Genomic DNA, 19,175 nt, shown 5'->3' with positions numbered 1-19,175 from the left:
CTGCTAATAACAAGAGAGGGAACGATCATGAAAAGCAAAATCACCACACACCTCATGGCCGCCAGCATTTCCATGCTGGCAATGCAGGCCCATGCGGCTGACAAGCTGACCCTGCAACTGAAATGGGTCACACAGGCGCAGTTTGCCGGTTATTACGTCGCCAAAGACAAGGGCTATTACAAGGAAGAAGGCCTTGATGTGGACATCAAGCCCGGCGGCCCGGACATTGCGCCCGCGCAAGTGCTGGCCGGTGGCGGTGCCGATGTGATTGTCGATTGGATGCCGTCGGCCTTGGCCACCCGCGAAAAAGGTGTGCCGCTGGTCAATATCGCCCAGCCGTTCAAGCATTCGGGCATGATGCTGACCTGTCTGAAGGAAAGCGGCGTCAAAACGCCTGCCGATTTCAAGGGCAAAACGCTGGGCGTGTGGTTCTTCGGCAATGAATATCCGTTCCTGTCATGGATGGCGCATCTGGGCATCAAAACCGATGGCAGCGCCGATGGCGTAAAAGTGCTGAAACAGGGCTTCAACGTCGATCCGCTGTTGCAAAAGCAGGCCGCCTGCATTTCCACCATGACCTATAATGAATATTGGCAGGTGATTGACGCCGGTATCAAGCCCGACCAGCTGATCACCTTTCCTTACGAAAAAGAAGGCGTCGCGACCTTGGAAGACGGTCTCTACGTGCTGGAGCCAAAGCTGAAAGACCCGGCCTTCAAGGAAAAAATGGTCAAGTTCGTGCGCGCCTCGATGAAGGGCTGGAAATGGGCTGAAAAGAACCCGGACGAGGCAGCTGGTATCGTGCTGGACAACGACGCCTCCGGTGCTCAGACCGAAAAGCATCAGAAGCGGATGATGAGTGAAGTGGCCAAGCTGACGGAAGGTTCAAAGGGCGCGTTGGATGAGGCCGATTACAAGCGCACCGTGGCCACCCTGCTCGGCGGCGGTTCTGATCCTGTCATCGCCAAGGAACCCGTGGGCGCTTATACCCATGAAATCACCGATGCCGCGCTGAAATAGGCCGACCCAACTTTCAATTTTATCGTGTATTCGCCGCCAGGGTTCTCATCCCGTCCCCTGGCGGCGAGCCTCCCAAAGGCTGATTGAGCGGCCCAACCGAACTTGTTCTAACCCTTTTATTTCATGGGATTTTCATATTGGCACAGGCCCGACTGCCGCGTGCGGGCAAAACCGGGTTTACCACACAAGCCGATCCGCAATCAGGTCGAAGCCGCGCGCTTTCCTTTAACTATTATTGCAATGCAACCTCTTCGCTGCACCAGCTCTATCTGCGGCGGGATTGCGCTGCAACCGGCCCTGTCGTAACGTGACCTTATTAAAAACCCGGGTTTTCCGCCAATTGGCAAGCTTGGCATTGTATTTAAAACCATTTCGACAATATTAGCGTATTATGGATTTTCCATAGATCCTCAGGGATTTGAATAGACATGTTTGAAATCGTATCGTCTCTGGTCGCGGCGCGCCCCGGGAAAAAGGCTCGCGCCCACCCTGCCTTCATCCGCAAGGCCTTGAGCCAGCGTGATAGATGGGACCGTGATGGATCGGGCATTGGGAGGATACCAGGGGTGACGGACAGTCAGGTTGGAACTTTGCGCGTGAGGCCAATCATCCTCGTTCTGGCGCTGCTGCTGTCGGTCAGCCAGGGCGGTTTTGTACCTGCCGCGAACGCGCAATCTCCTCAGCCCGCAGCCAGTACCGATGCCCAGCTCCCGGCCATCGTCGTTGCCAAAGCCAGCACCCAGAGCCTGACCGACAAAGTGATCGGCACCGGCAGCATCAAGGCGGTGGAGGAAATTTACGTCCAGCCTGAAGTGGATGGAATAGCCATTCGCAATCTCCTCGCCGATGTCGGCGACAAGGTGAAGGAGGGTCAGGTCCTGGCGACGCTGGACGGCGACAGCCTGATCCTGCAAAAGGCGCAGTATGCCGCCAACCAGGCCAAGGCCGAGGCCTCGCTTGCCCAGTACAAGATCCAGTTGATCGATGCGCAGGCCAGTGCCGCAGAATCCGAACGGCAATTGGCGCGCGGCCAGTCGCTGGTCTCGGGGGGCACGATTTCCACCGCTCAGGTCCAGCAATATGAGACCTCCGCCATCAATGCCCGCAACAAGGTGGACAGCGCCCGCCAGTCCATCGCCATCGCCGAGGCGGAGCTGAAAGTGGTGATCAGCCAGGTCGCCGATCTCAACCTGAAACTGGCCCGTACCGATATCAAGGCGCCGTTCGGCGGGTTGACCACCGCCCGCAATGCCCGCATCGGCGCGATTGCTGCCGGCTCCGGCCAGCCGCTGTTCACCATTATCCGCGACAGCAAAATCGAGCTGGTGGCCGAAGTGTCCGAAAGCGATATGCAAAAAATGCGGATCGGCCAACCGGCCGAAATCGCCATTGCCGGACAGGCAACACCGATCAGCGGCCATGTGCGGCTGATCTCTCCCGCCGTCAGCCCCACGACAAGGCTCGGTGAGGTGCATATTCTGCTTGATGATAACGATGCCGCCCGTCAGGGCATGTATGCCAGCGCCCTGATCACCATCACCTCCGCCTCGGGCATTGCCCTGCCCTTATCGGCAATCGACAGCGGCAAGGGCGGCAGCTTTACCCGCATCGTGGAAAACGGCGTGGTCCGGCAGGTGAAAATCGAAACCGGCATTATCGAAAACGGCTTTATCCTGGTGACCTCTGGCGTCAAGCCGGGCGATCTGGTGGTGCTGAAAGCTGGGGCTTTCGTGCGCGATGGCGACAAGGTCAGGCCGGTGCTTGAAACCGTGAGCCAGACCGGCGCAATTTCCAACTGACGAGGCAAGACGATGAATTTCTCGGCCTGGTCAATTCGCAATCCAATAGCCCCCCTGTTGGGCTTCTTCCTGTTGATGGTGCTGGGCATCCAGTCCTTCAATCGTCTGCCGATCACCCGCTTTCCGAATATCGATGTGGCTGTCGTGTCGATCAGCGTCACCCAGAGCGGGGCGTCGCCTTCGGAACTGGAAATGCAGGTGACCAAGGAAATCGAGGATGCCGTCGCCTCGATCAATGGCGTCGACGAGATTTCCTCCAAGGTCAATGACGGCGTGTCGGTCACCTCGGTGGTGTTCCGCATCGAAATTCCCACCCAGCAGGCGGTTCAGGATGTCAAAGATGCGGTGGATCGGATCAGGAATGATCTGCCCGCCGGCGTCGATGAGCCGATCGTCAACAAAGTCGATGTCGAAGGCCAGGCAATCCAGACCTTTGCCGTCTCCGCCCCGAACATGACGCTCGAAGAATTGTCCTGGTTCGTCGATGATACGATCAAACGGGCGCTCCAGGGCCAGAAAGGCATTGGCCGCATCGACAGGATCGGCGGTGCCGACCGCGAGATCCGTATCGAGCTGGACCCGGATCGGCTGAACGCGCTGGGCATTACCGCCGCCGATGTCAACAAGCAATTGCGCGGCACCAATGTCGATATCGGCTCGGGCCGGGGCCAGGTGGCTGGCGCCGAACAGGCGATCCGCGTGCTGGGCGATACCCGCAATGTCCAGGCGCTCGCCACCACCACCATTGCCATTTCCTCGGACCGCTTCGTCAAGCTTGCCGATCTTGGCCGGATCATCGACAGCTATACGGAGCCGAAAAGTTTCGCCCTGTTCAACAACCAGCCGGTGGTGTCCTTCTCGGTATTCCGCTCCAAGGGCGCCTCCGACGTGGCCGTCGCCGAACTGGTGGCCAAGAGCCTCGATGAGGTGCGGGCCAAAAATCCTGATGTCGGCATCAACCTGATCAGCGATTTCGTCTACTTCACCTATGGCAATTACACCGCCGCCATCGATACCCTGCTGGAAGGGGCAATCCTGGCGGTCATCGTGGTGTTCCTGTTTCTGAAAAACTGGCGGGCAACGCTTATTTCGGCCATTGCCCTGCCGCTTTCCGCCATACCGACCTTCTGGATTCTCGAGATGATGGGCTTTTCGCTCAATCTCGTCAGCTTCCTCGCCCTGACACTGGCCACCGGCATTCTGGTGGACGACGCCATCGTCGAAATCGAAAACATCGCCCGCCATATCAAGATGGGCAAGACGCCCTATCGGGCCGCCATCGAGGCTGCCGACGAAATCGGCCTTGCCGTCATCGCCACCACCTTCACAATCGTGGCGGTGTTTGTGCCGGTATCCTTCATGGGCGGGATTCCCGGTCAGTATTTCATCCAATTCGGCCTGACTGTGGCCTTTTCCGTGCTGTTTTCACTGCTGGTCGCCCGGTTGATCACCCCGATGATGGCGGCCTACCTGATGCGGCCGGAAGACGGCCATGATGAGGACGAAGGGCAGGAAGGCCGCTTCATGCGGCTCTATACGCGGCTGGTTCATAGGACCACCAGCACATGGTATCGCCGCTATCTGACGCTGGCGGCAGCGCTGGTGTTTTTGGTGGTATCCGTCGGCCTGCTGATGCAGGTTCCCACCAGCTTCCTGCCGCCCGAAGATGCCGGGCGCATCACGCTTTCAATAGAACTGCCGCCCAATGCCACACTGGATGAAACCGAAAGCCGGGCCAGGCAGATCACCGAGACCCTTAAACCGCTTGCCGGCGTGCAATCGGTCTTTGTCCAGGGCGGTACCTCGCCCAGTGGCGATCTGGAACTGCGGCGGGCGTCCGTGACCCTGCAATTGTTCCGCATCGAGCATTCGCTGGTCAAAACCGTGGTCAACAAACTGATCGGTGGCCTGCCGCTGATCGGCCCTCACCTGCCGAAAATGACCGTCGATGGACGTACAATTCCGCAATGGCAGATCGAAAAACTGGTCTTTGCCAAGCTGCACGACATTCCCGATATTCGCGTCCAGAAGATGAATGATCGCGGTGCCCGCGACATGGCGTTCTACTTCCTCTCCAAGAACGAAGAGGATCTGACCGAGGCAGTCAGCATTCTGGAAGCGAAATTGCGCACCGTACCTGTGTTGGCCAATGTAAGCGCCGATGGCTCACTGCCGCGCCCGGAATTGCAGATCCGCCCGAAAACCGATGAAATGGCAAGACTGGGCATTACCGCCCAGCAGGTCTCCGAAACCCTTCGCGTCGCAACCATCGGCGATATCGACGCGCAATTGCCGAAAATCTCGCTGGATGGCCGGTTGATCCCGATCCGGGTTCAGGCCGCCCTTGGTCAGCGTCGCGACCTTGGCGCCATCAGGGCGTTGAAAATCAAGTCTGCTGCCGGTTCCATGGTGCCGCTCTCCACCGTGGTCGATATTGACTACACGCAAGGCATCAGCTCGATCAAACGCAATCACCGCGACCGTGTGGTCTCGATTGGGGCCGACCTGCCGCAAGGCGTGGCGCTCGATACGGCAACGGCGGCCTTCAAGCAGGCCGTTGCCGCCGCCAAGATTCCCGCCAGCGTCTATCTGAAGGAAACCGGCGACACCAAGGTTCAGAAGGAAATGCTGGCGAGCTTCGTCAATGCGATGATCCTTGGCCTGCTGCTGGTGCTGATCGTATTGATCCTGCTGTTCAAGGACATCATCCAGCCCTTCACCATCCTTCTGTCGCTGCCGCTAGCCGTGGGAGGGGTAGCCGTGGCGTTGATCATCACCCATAATGCGCTGTCCATGCCCGTGCTGATCGGCATCCTGATGCTGATGGGGATCGTCACCAAGAATGCCATCCTGCTGATCGATTTTGCCATCGAAATGCGCCGCCACGGCATGGAACGCGTCGAAGCGATGGTCGAGGCAGGCCGCAAGCGGGCCAGACCGATCATCATGACCTCGATTGCCATGTCGGCGGGCATGCTGCCCTCGGCGCTCGGGGTTGGCGAAGGCGGCTCGTTCCGCTCGCCCATGGCCATCGCCGTGATCGGTGGCATCATCGTCTCGACGGTGATGAGCCTTGTCGTCGTTCCCTCTTTCTTCCTTGTCATGGACGATCTGTCACGCCTGCTGGGCGTCATCTTCGGCAGGCTGGTCGGCGCCAAGGAACAGGAACGTGAGCCGCTCGATACCGCCACCCTCACCGATTTGCACGACCAGACCTCGGCCCAGATCTCCACGCTCGAAGCGCGGGTGGATGGCCTGGAAGCCGGTGCTGCCCATCCGCCAAGACGGCTCTCAGCAGGACCGTTCGGACGGGACTGAGACGAAAATCCATTGATCCCACGAGGCGATATGGCAACCATAGCGTATCGCCTCGTGCCGGGTTCAGTTTTCGACCCGATGCCCCCTGCATAATTCGTTGAATCGAGCTGCAATCACGCAAACCTGTGATTGAAATTGGCTATTGATCGAAATCAAATCATCGGCGCGGTTTTCCCATTAGATTACTCCCATCGACCAGTGGCGGGGGCCGATGGTGGGAAAGAGGGCGCCGTCTTGCACCAGTGGGAACAGCTATGATGTTCCGCGCAAGGCCGAGCCGTTGCGACCACCCATTCCCCTTATGAACCATACCGCTATCAGGCGGGCGCTGCTGCGCAAGGGCTGAAGGAAAAGGACGGTCTGGCCGTGAACAAGGTTTTGAATTTGAACAGTCGCGATCGCAATATTCTGGTAAAATCACCCCTGATGGCCACGCTCGGCCCCGGCTCTTTAAACCGGATGCTGGAACTGGCGACAGTGTTGAGCTTCGAGGCCCGCGATATTCTGTTTCGCGAGGGCGACCCCGCCGATTATTTCTATTGCGTGCTGACCGGCTATGTCCGCCTTTATCGCCTGAACAAGGACGGACGAGAAGCCGACATTCGCATCAGCGGCGGTGGCGATACCTTTGCCGAAAGCCTTTTGGCCATGGGCGATACCTATCACTATAACGCCCAGGCCGCGGAACATGTGACAGTGGCGCGATTTGACCTTGCCAAAGTACGCCAGCTTGCAGAGCAGGAAAACGACATCGCCCGTTCAGTGATCCGCTGCCTGTCCAATTATCTGCGCAGCACCATGGATTGCATTGCCAATGACCGGCTGCAAACCGCTCCGCAACGCGTGGCGCAATATCTGATCGACAATTGCCCCAATGGTGGCGGTGCTGTGTCGATCCGCCTGCCCTTCCAGAAAAGCCTGCTGGCCGGCAAGCTGGGTCTTGCGCCGGAAGCCCTGTCACGCGCCTTTTCCACCCTGCGGCACAGCGGCGTCACCGTGCGCGGCCGGATGGTTCAGATCAACGATGTCAACGCACTCCGACAGATTTGACAGGCATCGCATCGCTCAAAGGCCAAAAGATCTGTTCCTGTCGCCTCTGCTATATAATACCAAGGCTCGAAGGTCGAAAATGGTGAAAGGGACAAGCGGTAAATGGGGTAGTTAACCGCTTTATCCCTTTTGCTTTTCCCGGTTTCCTCAAAGATCAGGCCGTGATGAAACGCCAGCCCTTGTCTGCTTTTTCCACCCGCACGAAACCGGAGACATGGCCGCCTGTGGCAGTCCAGCCTTTTTCGCTTGCATGAGTGAAGATGGTCCGGCGGCTGTTGGCGCCCTGTCGTGCATCCGCATCGTAGATGAAGCAGAAATCGGGATCATCAAGTTGAAGCTTGGGCGCGTGTACCAGATCGCCCCAAAGCACGAGCTTTTCCGCCCCCTCGCCAATCAGATAGCCGGAATGACCAGGCGTGTGGCCGGGCATGGAAACCACCTCTATTCCAGGAAGTACCGGCCCTTCCAGGACGGGTCGCACCCGATCGCCGTAGATTTCCAGCAGGCGGGCAGCAATGTCGAATCCACCGCGCCGATAGATGGGGATGGTCTCCTTCAGCTCGGCTTTCGTATAGAAGGCCAGATCCGCTTCCGGGACGACGATTTCCGCGTCTGCAAAATATTGTCCGGCGTCGTCAAAAAGGCCCAGCGCATGGTCACCGTGCAAATGGGTGAGGAGAACCCGACGCACATCAGCACGGCTTATTCCTGCCCGCTCAAGCGCTGCCCTGCCGAGCCCCAATTCAGGTCCCCAATAAGGTCCTGTTCCTGCATCGACCAAGGTAATGCCGTCAGCACCCGACAGCACGAAAAAATTGACGTCCATGTCAATGGTGGGTGCCGGCCACGCCGCGACCGCCGCATCTCGCACCACTTCGCTGCTGGCGTGATCCAGATGTTCAATCGGCGCCCTAAACACACCATCGACCATGATCGTCACATCATAGTGCCCGAAACGACGTGTATCCCTCATGTCAAAGGCCTCCATGGCTCTCAAGAAAGCGGACGATGTCACCAACACCCTCGCCACGTTTCATATCTGTGAAGACGACGGGCTTGCTCTCGCGCATACGCGCCGCATCGCGATCCATCACATCGAGGTCGACCTCGACATAAGGCGCGAGGTCTTTCTTGTTGATGACCAGCAGATCCGAGCGGGTAATGCCCGGCCCGCCCTTGCGGGGAATTTCCTCGCCCTGACAGACCGAGATGACATAGATCGTCACATCGGCCAGATCGGGCGAAAAGGTCGCAGCCAGATTGTCGCCACCGGATTCGATGAAAATCACGTCAAGATCGGGTATACGCTCGTTCAGTCCGGCAATCGCCTGGAGATTGATCGACGCATCCTCGCGGATCGCCGTATGCGGACAGCCGCCGGTCTCCACCCCGACCACCCGGTCGGAGGACAGCGCTTGCATGCGGATCAAAGCGTCGGCATCCTCACGGGTGTAAATATCATTGGTGACGACGGCCACCGAATAGCGGTCGCGCATCGCCTTGCACAGCTTTTCCGTCAGCGCCGTCTTGCCCGAGCCGACCGGGCCACCAATTCCGACCCGCAACGGACCATTTGCCGATTTCATGCTTTTCCCCTTGTTATTATCCAAGCTTTTTAAGCTGGCGATATCACGACCGGAACAGTCGCACAGCTTGACCTTCATGACGCGCCGAAACGATGTCCGCGGCAATCGTGGCGCTGCCAAGATCGTCCAGCCCCGTCTGGACGGCCCGGGCAGCGAGCCTTGCCACAGGCGCCTCGAACCGCGACAGAATAGTGAGGCCACCGGTCTGGCCGATCAGGCTGAGGCGAATACCCGCCGAGACCTGCTGCGACAGAGTTGCATGCAGATAGGCGGCAAGCACGGCTTCGCAGCTTATCCCCTGACTGGCACCCACCGCCCCCACCGCCACCGGATAGGCAACTGGGCCGGACGGCTGGGCCGAAAACGGGTCCGCCCAGGCGCGGGCCGCATCGCGAAACGCCGCGCCGAGTGCCGTGGTTTCCTGATAGCGCTCACGCGAACCGGCCAGCGCCAGCGCCAGATCCGACACGCCGGTTAGGGACTGCGGCACATTCCAAACCCGCCAGGCCTCAGCCAGAAGCACTGCGTCATTCCAAACTGCGCCATGGTCCAGCAGCGATGTCAGCCAGGCCAGCAACGCCTCTTGGCGCCCGGTGGCGGTGCCGTCACCCTCGATCAACCCATCCTCAACCGCCTTTTCCAGCCCACCGGAATAGGCAAAACCACCCACGGGAAAGGCCGGCGAGAGCCATGTCATCAACCGGATCAGGCCGAGCGTGTCGAGAGCAATGGTCATGGTTGATCAAGAATGGGCGTGATGGGCATGTGACCCATGGCTGTGATAAGCGCCGCGCACCGGCTGAAATGGCTCCACGACTTCGCTGACTGTCGCACCCAGGCCCTCCAGCATGGCGCGGATCACCGGATCACGACCGATCAGGATGCGATCCGGCTCGATCTGGGCAGGGAGATGGCGGTTGCCAAGATGCCAGGCCAGCTCCAGCAAATGCTGCCCATCGCGCGGTTCAATTGCGTAGAGCCGCTCATCGGCGGCCTTCACCGCGATCTGATCGCCGTTTTCAAGCACCAGGCGGTCGCCATCGGCAAACAGCACCGCTTCCTTCAGGTCCAGCATCACCATCTCGCCATCGGCTAGATGCAACAGCTTGCGACGCAGATGGCGCATGTCATGGGCCAGAACAACCGTCGATACCGCCGGATCAAGGGCGTCCCTGGCCGGAAGATAAGAGATAACACGCAGCATCGGCACTCCATGGCCCTGCGGATCGCCCGTGGCTCCGCAACGCAGATATCAATGTCCTAAACCGGATTTGGCCGACAGCCTTTTAGCGAGGCTCCATCCTTGGCAAGCACCAAGTTTGCGCAAAATAAAGGCCGGGCGCAACAGGCAAATGGACCTGCGTCACTTGTTATCGCAAATATCAAAGCAATGATCGAGCCGTTCAGGAGACGGCCTGGATAGCCTGTTTCAAAGGCTGCGGGCCATGGGTCATTTCATGCACGATACAGTTGCGTCCGTTGGCCTTGGCACGGTAAAGCGCGCGGTCGGCCGCCGCATAAACCACTTCCGGCCGCCTTTCCGGCGAAATTTCCGCAACGCCGATCGAGATCGAGGTCGAGATCAGCCGACCGTCGAAATGCAGTCGAAGGTCGGAAATGCTGCGGCGGATCATGTCGATCCGCTCAAACCGCTGCTGGATCGTGTCGCCCTGGATGATCAGACCGAATTCCTCGCCGCCAAGCCTGGCGGTGACATGCGGATTACTGGCGAAATGGCACAGAATGTCTGCCACGGCCCGAATGACGAAATCGCCTGCGCTATGGCCGTAGGCATCGTTGATCGACTTGAACCAATCGAGATCGGCAATGGCCAGCGAGGCGTTCCCCTCCGTTTGGTCCAGCGCTTCAGAAAAGGCATGGCGGTTCAGCAGGCCGGACAGACCGTCAATCCGGCTCAAATGCTCGTATTTGGCCTTGGCGATGGCGAGACTGCGGATTTCACGCGCCACGAAGACGCCGGTGATCGTCGCCCCGAAACTGCCCAACAGCCAGCTCATCGCCACGCTGAGCTTGACCGCGTCGATGAGCGGCATCGGCATCAGACCCAAGACCCAACAGAACGGCAGGGCGACGATTTGAAAGCCCAGAGCAAGCGAAACGGATGAAAACATCAAGTGCATGACAAAGCTGAAAACATTTCCCCGTTGCGAGAGATCTTCAAATCCTCGGCGCAGCGAAAGCCAGTTCAATATTCGAATCAATTGCCGCCCCCTTCTCTGCTTTTCTCTGGGATAGGCCTGTTTTGTGTGTCGTTTCCTAAATCAATACCTAGAATTTTAACGATTGATTGGATGGGCCATCGCATCGTTTCAATACACGAACAGCCAAAACAGATCATCCGGGCAAAGGCAGGGGCGCGCCTGCATAAAGCAATACAGCCAAGCGTTTTGCACCATGTCGGGTGGGCGGCGCTGCAATGGAAATACCAGCAGCCTGCGCATCCCCGAAACGAAAAAACCCGGCACGCAGCCGGGTTTTTCTGGTCTCGCAGAGGTGTTTAACCACGCGTAAGGAGGCTCTTTGAAAATGAGCCTTCGTCTTACGCCGCCTGCTTTTCCTTCAGTTTTTCCAGGATATTCTGCGGCGAAGAGACACCGTAAGGGTCGCTATCGCAATTGTCGGAATAGCCCTCTTCCTCGAACCACTGCTCCACCACGCCATCGTTGATGATAGCCGCATAACGCCAGGAGCGCATGCCGAAGCCGAGATTGTCCTTGGACACCAGCATGCCCATCTTACGGGTGAATTCACCGGAGCCATCGGGAATGAGCTTGACATTGGCCAGGCCCTGCTGCTTGCCCCAGGCATTCATCACAAAGGCGTCATTGACCGAAATGCAGTAGATCTCGTCAATGCCGGCAGACTGGAACTCGCTATAAAGCTTTTCGAAATCCGGCAGCTGGAAGGTCGAGCAAGTGGGGGTGAAGGCGCCCGGAAGCGAAAAGAGCACGACCTTCTTACCCTTGAAGTAATCATCCGAGGTCATGTCTTGCCAACGGAAGGGGTTTGGGCCACCGACCTGCTCATCTCGAACGCGGGTACGAAACGTGACGCTGGGCACTTTTCTGCCGATAAGCATCGCTGATCTCCTTTGATAGACATGATGAAGGGTACAAATGATGAAAAGCGGCCTTTACCGGGCCACCTGGATCAGCCCTTCGATTACCGCATAACCATGTGCGGCGCAGCATAAAACAGCGTGCTGGATGCCGCAGCATGCCTGACATGCGCATAGTGCATGGCGGCCCCATCCGGCATTGCCAATCCGGCATTGCCAATAATGGCCGGTTTCGATTTTCACGCGGCAAAAGCTCAAAAGCGGCAACCGTTCTCGTGCGAGCTCTGTGTAGAAGACCAACTGCGATGCATTGGCCGCCATAGCCTCGACAGCAACGTACGCAACCGATCACAACTTTAACAAAGCTTCATAATAGCACATTATTGCCCTATTTTAAGATCTATACCTTTAATGGTCGATGCTGACGGCTCTTATCACATAAAAAAACAGACAAAACAGAACTTGAAGCATTGCAAAAAACTTTGCTGCGTATTTTAATCCGGAAATATTCGACCTTAACGATTTGTTAAGAATTTACAAAAAATTCAGGCATCGAAACAGGCTTTCGAATGCCAATCGCCGACAGAAGATCTTTTTTGGTACTGGGTAGGGTTGGAGACGGAAACGATGTTGAATGCGAAAAAGCAGCCTATGACCCGGCACGTCTTGCCAGTCGCAGAAGACACCAATGGTCCGGTGGGCAGAGCCAGCGACCGGGACCCCTCCATCAGAAATACCCGTTTGTCGGTGCTGGCACCGACCCGTTACCCCTGGCGTTTCAACTCACCGCGCCAAAGTCGGCACATGATCGAAAATCGCAATTTCGTGCCGATGAACTATGTATCGCCGAAGCTGGAAGGCATCACGGTGCTGTCGCCATTTCCGCCGCGCCGGTTCGACCTCATCCATGCGTTCAACCGCATACCGATGAGCGCGACGCCCTTCATGATCTCTTTTGAATCGCACCTGCCGCGCGGCTTTGGGATTGAGACATCCGCCCTTTATACCTTCATGACCCAGCGTCTGCTTTCCGACCGCTGTCTTGGTATCGGCGCGATCTCCGAACATGCGCGCCGGATCTTTCAGAAGACCCACAGGAACAATCCTGGCTATGAGGTGCTGAACCGGAAGCTGTTCATGCGCTATCCAAACATGGAAATCGACGAGCGGCCGGATACGTTCAACGACGAAAACCAGGGGCCGATCCGTATCGTCTTCGTCGGAAACCATTTTGCCCGCAAGGGCGGTTGCGTTGGCGTGCGCATGGCCGAACTGGCCATGGAGCGCGGCATTCCGCTGGAAGTCGATATCGTTTCCACAGTAGAAGTCGGGCCGATGTCCTGGACGGACCCGCTGGTGCCCGGTTATTTCGACCGTTACCGCAAATTGCTGAGCCTGCCGAATGTTCGCCATGTCCAGAACATTCCCAATAGCGAAGTGCTGAAAATCCTGCGCAACGCACATTTCTCGCTGCTGACCACATTTTGCGACACATTCGGTTTCAGCGTGATTGAATCCGAGGCCAATTACGTGCCGGTGATCGCCACGAAACAGGGCGCTCTGCCGGAATTCATCAAGCACCGACAGAACGGCATCCTGCTCGACATGGAGACCACTGACATTGGTGAGTGGAAACACATTGCCGACGACCGCAGCACGCCGGAATTTGCCGAGATCCATGCCCGTGAGATCGAACGACTGGCCGAGGAAAGCCTGAACGAAGTCGTCGCCGTCATGGCCGACCAGAATGCCTATAAAGCCATGCGCCAGGCCGCCTATCGCACCGCAAAGACGATGTTTTCGGCGAAGGATGCCAATGAATTCTGGGACGATTTTTACGTGGAGGCCCTGAATGAGTACCGGACGGGCCATAATTCTTCCGGGCTGATGCAAAAACCGTTTTCAGGGTGATGGCAACTTTAAGTGGCGATGCTGCCTGCCTTTGAAAGAGGGCGACGGGAGTGGACGTTAAAGCATCGCCGCCTCTTCAATTCCAATAAATTTAAGGAAAAGTAGATGTGGGCTATCAGCCCACCACATCCACTTTTCCGCCTTCGATAACGATGTGCCGTCCTTCATTCTCCATGAAACGCCAGTCCTCGGCCTGCGAACCATCCGGGAAAATTTGCAGGCGATAGCCCCCTGACAATTGAAGATCGGCTCCACAATATCTGTCGCATGTTACGGATTGGACGATGAGATAATCCCCGGCGTTTACAAAGGACTTTGTGGCTTCGTCGTAACCTTGCAGCAAGGCCGCAATCCGGACGAATTGCAACGTACCGAATTGAGGATCATCCACGTTTACAGGAGCACCCTCCTCAGGCTCCATGAAACGATCCGAGGACCCCGTCAAAATCCCATTCTCCGTGACAATCCGCCAGGAACATTGAATATGGAGCGCGTGCGATCCCACCGTTCCCGTTCTTCCGCCTGCTGAATGATGGGGGCGAATAGAGCCGAAATGGAAAACTTTCATATCTGCCGCATTGCGCGCAATGCTGAGAGGTAGACCGACAAGAACTTGCAGACTTTCCTGCAAGAAGGATTGATTGTCACGTTCAGACATCATCACAGGCCGCAATAATACCAAGGCTCTGACATGCTCATGCATCCTCGCCTTGAAGAGATTGCAAATATCTCAAATGCTTGCACGGCTTGGGATATTTGCAAAAGGAATACGATGAGTCATTCAATGACTCATTGTATAGCACCCCTCAAAACAAGAAATACCGCTGCGCCATCGGCAAAACGGTGGCCGGTTCGCAGGTCAGCAATTCGCCATCGGCACGCACTTCATAGGTTTCCGGGTCAACCGCGATATGTGGCGTCAGGCTGTTGTGGATCATCGATGCCTTGGAAATGCCGCCGCGGGTGTTTTTTACCGCCAGCAATTGCTTGGAAACGCCGAGCCGCTGGGCCAGCCCCACATCCAACGAGGCCTGAGACACGAAGGTGACCGAGGAATTGGTGCGGGCCTTGCCATAGGCGCCGAACATGTGCCGGTAATGCACCGGCTGCGGCGTCGGGATCGAGGCGTTGGGATCGCCCATCGGGGCTGCGGCAATCGAGCCGCCGAGCAGGACCATATCCGGCTTGACGCCGAAAAAGGCCGGGTTCCAGATCACCAGATCGGCGCGCTTGCCCACTTCCACCGAGCCGATTTCATGGGAGAGACCATGGGCAATCGCCGGGTTGATGGTGTATTTGGCAATGTAGCGCTTGACGCGCATATTGTCGTTCTCGCCGGTTTCCGATGGCAGCCGTCCGCGCTGGCGCTTCATCTTGTCGGCCGTCTGCCAGGTGCGGATCGCCACTTCGCCGACCCGGCCCATGGCCTGGCTGTCCGACGAGATGATCGAAAACGCGCCGATATCGTGCAGAATGTCTTCCGCCGCGATGGTTTCCTTACGAATACGGCTTTCGGCAAAGGCAATATCTTCCGGAATCGACGGGCTGAGATGGTGGCAGACCATCAGCATGTCCAGATGCTCGGCCAGCGTATTGATCGTATAGGGCCGGGTCGGATTGGTGGAGGACGGGATCACATTCGGCTGGCCGCAGATCTTGATGATATCAGGCGCATGGCCACCGCCGGCCCCTTCGGTATGGAAGGCATGGATGGTACGGCCCTTGATGGCGCCGATGGAATCCTCCACGAAGCCGCTTTCGTTCAGCGTGTCGGTATGGATCATCACCTGCACGTCGTAGTCGTCGGCCACTGACAGGCAGCAATCGACGGCACCGGGCGTCGTGCCCCAATCCTCATGCAGTTTCAGGGCGCAGGCACCGCCCAGCACCATTTCCTCCAACGCGCCGGGCAATGAGGCATTGCCCTTGCCCGCAAAAGCCAGGTTCATCGGGAAAGCATCTGCCGCCTCGATCATTCGGGCAATATGCCAGGGACCGGGCGTGCAGGTGGTGGCAAGCGTGCCATGCGCCGGGCCGGTGCCGCCGCCCAGCATGCAGGTCAGCCCGCTCATCAGCGCTTCCTCGATCTGCTGCGGGCAGATGAAATGGATATGGCTGTCCATGCCGCCCGCCGTGACGATCTTGCCTTCACCGGCAATCGCCTCCGTGCCGGGACCGACGATAATGGTCACGCCCGGTTGGGTATCGGGATTGCCCGCCTTGCCGATCGCGACGATACGCCCGTCCTTCAAGCCAATATCGGCTTTGACGATGCCCCAGTGATCGACGATCAGCGCATTGGTGATGACGGTATCGACCGCGCCATCCACGCGCGTCGCCTGGCTTTGTCCCATGCCATCACGGATCACCTTGCCGCCGCCGAATTTCACTTCGTCGCCGTAATGGGTGAAATCCTTTTCCACCTCGATGAACAGCTCGGTATCGGCCAACCGCACTTTATCCCCGGTCGTGGGGCCGAACATGCTGGCATAGGCGGCGCGGGACATCTTGAAAGGCATGGTCAGGCTCCTTGGGACAGGACAGATAAGGGTGAAGGCCCAAGGCGCGTCAGCCGCCCGGCCTCGATATGCGCGTCGATCACTTGCCGTTCCGCAGCGAAAGGATGGCCATCCCAACCCTTGTGCGAAAAGCCAGCGACGAAAATCCGATCTCCGGCAAAAGCCGGATCGTGAAGAACATGGCTCATCACTACCAGGCCGCTGCTCGGCGTGACATAGAGCCCGGGATCATAGGGGTCCAATGCCGCCACCGCGGCCTCATGGGCCAAAACGGGCAGAACGACGTGATCCTTGCCGTTGCTGCGAGCAAATTCGGCAAACTTGTCGGTTTGATCCTCAAACAGATCGTCAAGTTCGGGAAAATTCACCAGAATCTCCGGCTTCATCGCCTCGAACTTGGCGGGATCGCGGACCGACCAGATCGCACCGCTGGTATCAACCGGCGGGCTGTTGCGCCAGGCGCAATCGGCCAGCATAGCCTTGGCGGGACGGCCGGTATTGCACACTGCCATCACGTCGGTTCGGTGTCCGGCCAGGCCGAAATTGCGCGCGCCATTGAAGCGAATGACCATATCGGCAGCATCAATGGCGTCCGCAACCTCCTGGGGAACCTCACCATTGCCAATGATCATGATCTTGCGATCCATGCCTGTCCGATCCGCTTATCGAGTTTCAGCCAAGGATTTCAGTTCCTTGGTCCGCGTCTTCGTCATCTCTGCCTTGCAGGCGGCAACCTCCATCGGCTCCATCGTGCCACCCCGGACATAAAATCCCTGCGCCTCACATTGACCGTCGCGGTAATCGATCCAGGCGCGCTGGGCTTTCAACAAGGCCTTTTCAGCCCCCTTCAGATCATCGTCCAGCGTGGCGTCCTGCTCAACGAAGGCCTTGCGGGTGATTTTCCATTGGGCATTCATGGCCTTGTCCGCCGCGTCGAAATCCTGCACCGCGCAGGCCGTCATATCGCTCTGGGTTTTCGGGTCCTTGCAATCAAGCGCTTGCGCCAGAACACCATGGCCAGACGACATCACCCCAAACCCTGCCAGCATGATCAGCCGCGAAACAGGCGTCATAGCGGCCCCATGACCTTCTGACGAAAGCCATAAACCTCGCGCTTGCCAGCAAGCGGGATCAACGTCACTTCCCGGGTCTGGCCCGGTTCGAAACGCACCGCAGTCCCCGCCGGAATGTCCAGCCGCATGCCGCGCACCTTGTCACGGTCGAAGGACAGGCCCGCATTGGTCTCGAAGAAATGATAATGACTGCCCACCTGCACCGGACGGTCGCCGGTATTGGACACTTCAATCGTCACGGTCGGCTGACCAGCATTCAGCTCGATCTCGCCACTCGCGGCAATGATTTCACCCGGTTTCATCACTGTCTCTCCCGTCATAGGTTTCCGGCAGGCCGGAAGACCACATTGTCCATGCATGAAATAATACATCCGGAACGGCCGGATGGATCACCGATCAGGCCGCGTGTGAGGGCTTGCAGCCTTCCGCCTTCAGAACCCGCGTCGTGGATGGCGGATTGTTGACGAGCTTGTTTGCCGGGCGGATCGGTCTGCGCACCAGTTCGCCGCCGCAATTGGGGCAGATACCAGCCAGCACGCTCTCAGCACAGGCAGCGCAATAGGTGCATTCGAAGCTACAGATCAGCGCCTCGCGGCTTTCAGGCGGCAGATCGCGGTCGCAGCATTCACAGTTGGGGCGAAGCTCCAGCATGGCGTTAGCGGATCGGTTCGTGGACGGTCACCAGCTTGGTGCCGTCGGGAAACGTCGCTTCGACCTGCACGTCATGGATCATTTCGGCAATGCCCTCCATCACCTGATCGCGGGTAATGACATGGGCACCCGCCTCCATCAGTTCGGACACGGCGCGGCCATCGCGCGCGCCTTCAACGACGAAATCGGAAATCAGCGCAATCGCCTCGGGATAGTTCAGCTTGACGCCGCGCTCCAGCCTGCGCCGGGCGACCATGGCCGCCATGGAAATCAGAAGCTTGTCTTTTTCTCTTGGGCTGAGATTCATGGGTGCTCCGATGATGATGCCGGTTACAAGGTCCAGACTTTCGGCACAGACGCGCCGTCGCGCAAGGCCGAAATCACCGGAACCAATAATTTTCTGAGGGAAAATCCATCGCTGCTGATAAAACGGGCAACCAGCTTGTCATTCCACAGGCTTATGCCAACTTCACCAAGCCCTGATCGCTGGTTCGTCAACCGTTGCAGCGCCGCCATATGCGCCTCCGCCTGGCGCCCCGTATACAGCAATGTGGCAAAGGCAACCCTGCCGCCCAGCACCGCTTTTTCGGCGGAGAGATCGGCAATATCGCCTGATAGCGCCAGGTCTTCGGCATGAATCAGTCGCCCTGAGCGACGGATACGCCAGCGGTCACGCACCAGGCCGTGGCGCATCGCTTCGCCCATCGCCTTGCGGCCCAGCAGAATGGCCTCGACACTGAGAAACTCCGATGTCTCATGCAGATCGACCTCCAGCCTGCGGGTCAGAGATGCCTGATCGAACAGGATGGATTCCTGCGGCAGCCAATGGACCGCAGCCCCCTCGCCGACCGTGATGCGGCTGCTGATCGACGCCGTATCGGCGGCGGCCTTGTAGATTTTCTCGCAGGCCTGGGTGGTCAGCGTCAGATGGGTGCCATCACCGGCGCAAAACGCCCAATCGAGCTGGTCGCCACCGGTCAGCCCGCCGGAGGAATTGATCAGCACCGCCTCCATCCGGCCATCGAAACTTTCGGGAATACGGATCTTGGCGCAACCCTCCTGGAAGAAGGTTTCCAACCGGCTGCGCCCTTGAAACAGCTTGGTGTCCAGCCGTCCGCGACCATTCGCGCGTTGCGGCTTGATGATCGTGGCGGGCTGTAGGGTCATGC

At 58.1% G+C, this 19,175-nt stretch carries 19 protein-coding genes; 5 read left to right on the top strand and 14 right to left on the bottom strand.

Going from position 1 to position 19,175, the window contains the following annotated elements; all coding sequences use genetic code 11:
• Positions 1-27 precede the first annotated feature (27 nt).
• From V6582_RS15500 to V6582_RS15485, 4 genes are all read left to right on the top strand, one after another.
• Positions 28-1,020, top strand: a complete 993-nt coding sequence (locus V6582_RS15500) for an ABC transporter substrate-binding protein (protein WP_156630806.1) — start codon at positions 28-30, stop codon at positions 1,018-1,020.
• A gap of 428 nt (positions 1,021-1,448) precedes the next feature.
• A complete protein-coding gene (locus tag V6582_RS15495) occupies positions 1,449-2,819 on the top strand; it encodes an efflux RND transporter periplasmic adaptor subunit (protein WP_234889587.1) in 1,371 nt (456 codons plus the stop codon).
• 12 nt (positions 2,820-2,831) lie between these two features.
• Positions 2,832-6,137 (top strand): efflux RND transporter permease subunit, encoded by a 3,306-nt coding sequence (locus V6582_RS15490; protein ID WP_156630805.1) that lies wholly within the window; start codon positions 2,832-2,834, stop codon positions 6,135-6,137.
• A 360-nt stretch (positions 6,138-6,497) separates the two neighbouring features.
• On the top strand, positions 6,498-7,187 hold the full coding sequence (locus V6582_RS15485) for a Crp/Fnr family transcriptional regulator (protein ID WP_197434318.1): 690 nt from the start codon (positions 6,498-6,500) through the stop codon (positions 7,185-7,187).
• 154 nt (positions 7,188-7,341) lie between these two features.
• Here V6582_RS15485 and aidB read toward each other — a convergent pair whose 3' ends face one another.
• From aidB to V6582_RS15455, 6 genes are all read right to left on the bottom strand, one after another.
• Positions 7,342-8,160 carry an AidB family quorum-quenching N-acyl homoserine lactonase gene (aidB, locus tag V6582_RS15480; protein WP_156630803.1) on the bottom strand — a complete coding sequence of 273 codons (819 nt, stop codon included), beginning with the start codon at positions 8,158-8,160 and terminating at the stop codon, positions 7,342-7,344.
• Position 8,161: 1 nt separating this feature from the next.
• Positions 8,162-8,773 (bottom strand): urease accessory protein UreG, encoded by a 612-nt coding sequence (gene ureG, locus V6582_RS15475; protein WP_070166548.1) that lies wholly within the window; start codon positions 8,771-8,773, stop codon positions 8,162-8,164.
• Between the two features lie 43 nt (positions 8,774-8,816).
• Positions 8,817-9,509: an urease accessory protein UreF gene (locus V6582_RS15470; protein WP_156630802.1), complete on the bottom strand. Its 693-nt coding sequence runs from the start codon at positions 9,507-9,509 to the stop codon at positions 8,817-8,819.
• Positions 9,510-9,515: 6 nt separating this feature from the next.
• Positions 9,516-9,977: an urease accessory protein UreE gene (ureE, locus tag V6582_RS15465; RefSeq protein WP_156630801.1), complete on the bottom strand. Its 462-nt coding sequence runs from the start codon at positions 9,975-9,977 to the stop codon at positions 9,516-9,518.
• A 199-nt stretch (positions 9,978-10,176) separates the two neighbouring features.
• Entirely contained in the window at positions 10,177-10,833 is a 657-nt protein-coding gene (locus V6582_RS15460; RefSeq protein ID WP_197434296.1) for a GGDEF domain-containing protein, read from the bottom strand.
• 500 nt (positions 10,834-11,333) lie between these two features.
• Positions 11,334-11,873, bottom strand: a complete 540-nt coding sequence (locus V6582_RS15455) for a peroxiredoxin (RefSeq protein ID WP_156630799.1) — start codon at positions 11,871-11,873, stop codon at positions 11,334-11,336.
• Positions 11,874-12,479: 606 nt separating this feature from the next.
• Here V6582_RS15455 and V6582_RS15450 point away from each other — a divergent pair.
• Entirely contained in the window at positions 12,480-13,763 is a 1,284-nt protein-coding gene (locus V6582_RS15450; protein WP_156630798.1) for a glycosyltransferase family 4 protein, read from the top strand.
• Positions 13,764-13,878: 115 nt separating this feature from the next.
• On the opposite strand, the gene V6582_RS15445 is transcribed toward V6582_RS15450, so the two are convergent.
• The 8 genes from V6582_RS15445 to V6582_RS15410 all read right to left on the bottom strand — a co-directional run bounded on the left by V6582_RS15445 (position 13,879) and on the right by V6582_RS15410 (position 19,173).
• Positions 13,879-14,424: a hypothetical protein gene (locus tag V6582_RS15445; RefSeq protein ID WP_234889586.1), complete on the bottom strand. Its 546-nt coding sequence runs from the start codon at positions 14,422-14,424 to the stop codon at positions 13,879-13,881.
• Positions 14,425-14,569: 145 nt separating this feature from the next.
• Positions 14,570-16,282: an urease subunit alpha gene (gene ureC, locus V6582_RS15440; RefSeq protein WP_156630797.1), complete on the bottom strand. Its 1,713-nt coding sequence runs from the start codon at positions 16,280-16,282 to the stop codon at positions 14,570-14,572.
• Positions 16,283-16,284: 2 nt separating this feature from the next.
• Positions 16,285-16,929: a Urease operon accessory protein gene (locus V6582_RS15435; protein WP_156630796.1), complete on the bottom strand. Its 645-nt coding sequence runs from the start codon at positions 16,927-16,929 to the stop codon at positions 16,285-16,287.
• 15 nt (positions 16,930-16,944) lie between these two features.
• Entirely contained in the window at positions 16,945-17,355 is a 411-nt protein-coding gene (locus tag V6582_RS15430) for a lysozyme inhibitor LprI family protein (protein ID WP_156630795.1), read from the bottom strand.
• Complete coding sequence (locus V6582_RS15425) at positions 17,352-17,657, bottom strand: urease subunit beta (RefSeq protein WP_015916908.1); 306 nt, start codon at positions 17,655-17,657, stop codon at positions 17,352-17,354. Before V6582_RS15425 ends, V6582_RS15430 begins: the two co-directional genes overlap by 4 nt.
• 94 nt (positions 17,658-17,751) lie before the next feature.
• Entirely contained in the window at positions 17,752-18,006 is a 255-nt protein-coding gene (locus tag V6582_RS15420) for a DUF1272 domain-containing protein (RefSeq protein ID WP_070166557.1), read from the bottom strand.
• A gap of 4 nt (positions 18,007-18,010) precedes the next feature.
• Positions 18,011-18,313, bottom strand: coding sequence for an urease subunit gamma (locus V6582_RS15415; RefSeq protein ID WP_070149744.1), 303 nt, complete (start codon positions 18,311-18,313; stop codon positions 18,011-18,013).
• Between the two features lie 23 nt (positions 18,314-18,336).
• Positions 18,337-19,173, bottom strand: coding sequence for an urease accessory protein UreD (locus V6582_RS15410; RefSeq protein WP_156630794.1), 837 nt, complete (start codon positions 19,171-19,173; stop codon positions 18,337-18,339).
• Positions 19,174-19,175: the final 2 nt, after the last annotated feature.

Source organism: Agrobacterium vitis, assembly GCF_037039395.1.
GTDB classification, from domain to species: Bacteria; Pseudomonadota; Alphaproteobacteria; order Rhizobiales; family Rhizobiaceae; genus Allorhizobium; species Allorhizobium vitis_E.
Note: the sequence above shows the minus strand (reverse complement) of the source record. Positions and strands in the feature narration are given on the sequence as shown.

Bases quoted from the DNA above. Each gene is read 5' to 3' on its own strand.
- aidB (WP_156630803.1), bottom strand. From the start codon at position 8,160: ATGAGGGATACACGTCGTTTCGGGCACTATGATGTGACGATCATGGTC.
- V6582_RS15430 (WP_156630795.1), bottom strand. From the start codon at position 17,355: ATGACGCCTGTTTCGCGGCTGATCATGCTGGCAGGGTTTGGGGTGATG.
- V6582_RS15435 (WP_156630796.1), bottom strand. From the start codon at position 16,929: ATGGATCGCAAGATCATGATCATTGGCAATGGTGAGGTTCCCCAGGAG.
- V6582_RS15450 (WP_156630798.1), top strand. From the start codon at position 12,480: ATGTTGAATGCGAAAAAGCAGCCTATGACCCGGCACGTCTTGCCAGTC.
- ureE (WP_156630801.1), bottom strand. From the start codon at position 9,977: ATGCTGCGTGTTATCTCTTATCTTCCGGCCAGGGACGCCCTTGATCCG.
- V6582_RS15445 (WP_234889586.1), bottom strand. From the start codon at position 14,424: ATGATGTCTGAACGTGACAATCAATCCTTCTTGCAGGAAAGTCTGCAA.
- V6582_RS15495 (WP_234889587.1), top strand. From the start codon at position 1,449: ATGTTTGAAATCGTATCGTCTCTGGTCGCGGCGCGCCCCGGGAAAAAG.
- V6582_RS15425 (WP_015916908.1), bottom strand. From the start codon at position 17,657: ATGAAACCGGGTGAAATCATTGCCGCGAGTGGCGAGATCGAGCTGAAT.
- V6582_RS15410 (WP_156630794.1), bottom strand. From the start codon at position 19,173: ATGACCCTACAGCCCGCCACGATCATCAAGCCGCAACGCGCGAATGGT.
- V6582_RS15455 (WP_156630799.1), bottom strand. From the start codon at position 11,873: ATGCTTATCGGCAGAAAAGTGCCCAGCGTCACGTTTCGTACCCGCGTT.
- V6582_RS15415 (WP_070149744.1), bottom strand. From the start codon at position 18,313: ATGAATCTCAGCCCAAGAGAAAAAGACAAGCTTCTGATTTCCATGGCG.
- ureG (WP_070166548.1), bottom strand. From the start codon at position 8,773: ATGAAATCGGCAAATGGTCCGTTGCGGGTCGGAATTGGTGGCCCGGTC.
- ureC (WP_156630797.1), bottom strand. From the start codon at position 16,282: ATGCCTTTCAAGATGTCCCGCGCCGCCTATGCCAGCATGTTCGGCCCC.
- V6582_RS15460 (WP_197434296.1), bottom strand. From the start codon at position 10,833: ATGCCGATGCCGCTCATCGACGCGGTCAAGCTCAGCGTGGCGATGAGC.
- V6582_RS15420 (WP_070166557.1), bottom strand. From the start codon at position 18,006: ATGCTGGAGCTTCGCCCCAACTGTGAATGCTGCGACCGCGATCTGCCG.
- V6582_RS15470 (WP_156630802.1), bottom strand. From the start codon at position 9,509: ATGACCATTGCTCTCGACACGCTCGGCCTGATCCGGTTGATGACATGG.
- V6582_RS15500 (WP_156630806.1), top strand. From the start codon at position 28: ATGAAAAGCAAAATCACCACACACCTCATGGCCGCCAGCATTTCCATG.
- V6582_RS15490 (WP_156630805.1), top strand. From the start codon at position 2,832: ATGAATTTCTCGGCCTGGTCAATTCGCAATCCAATAGCCCCCCTGTTG.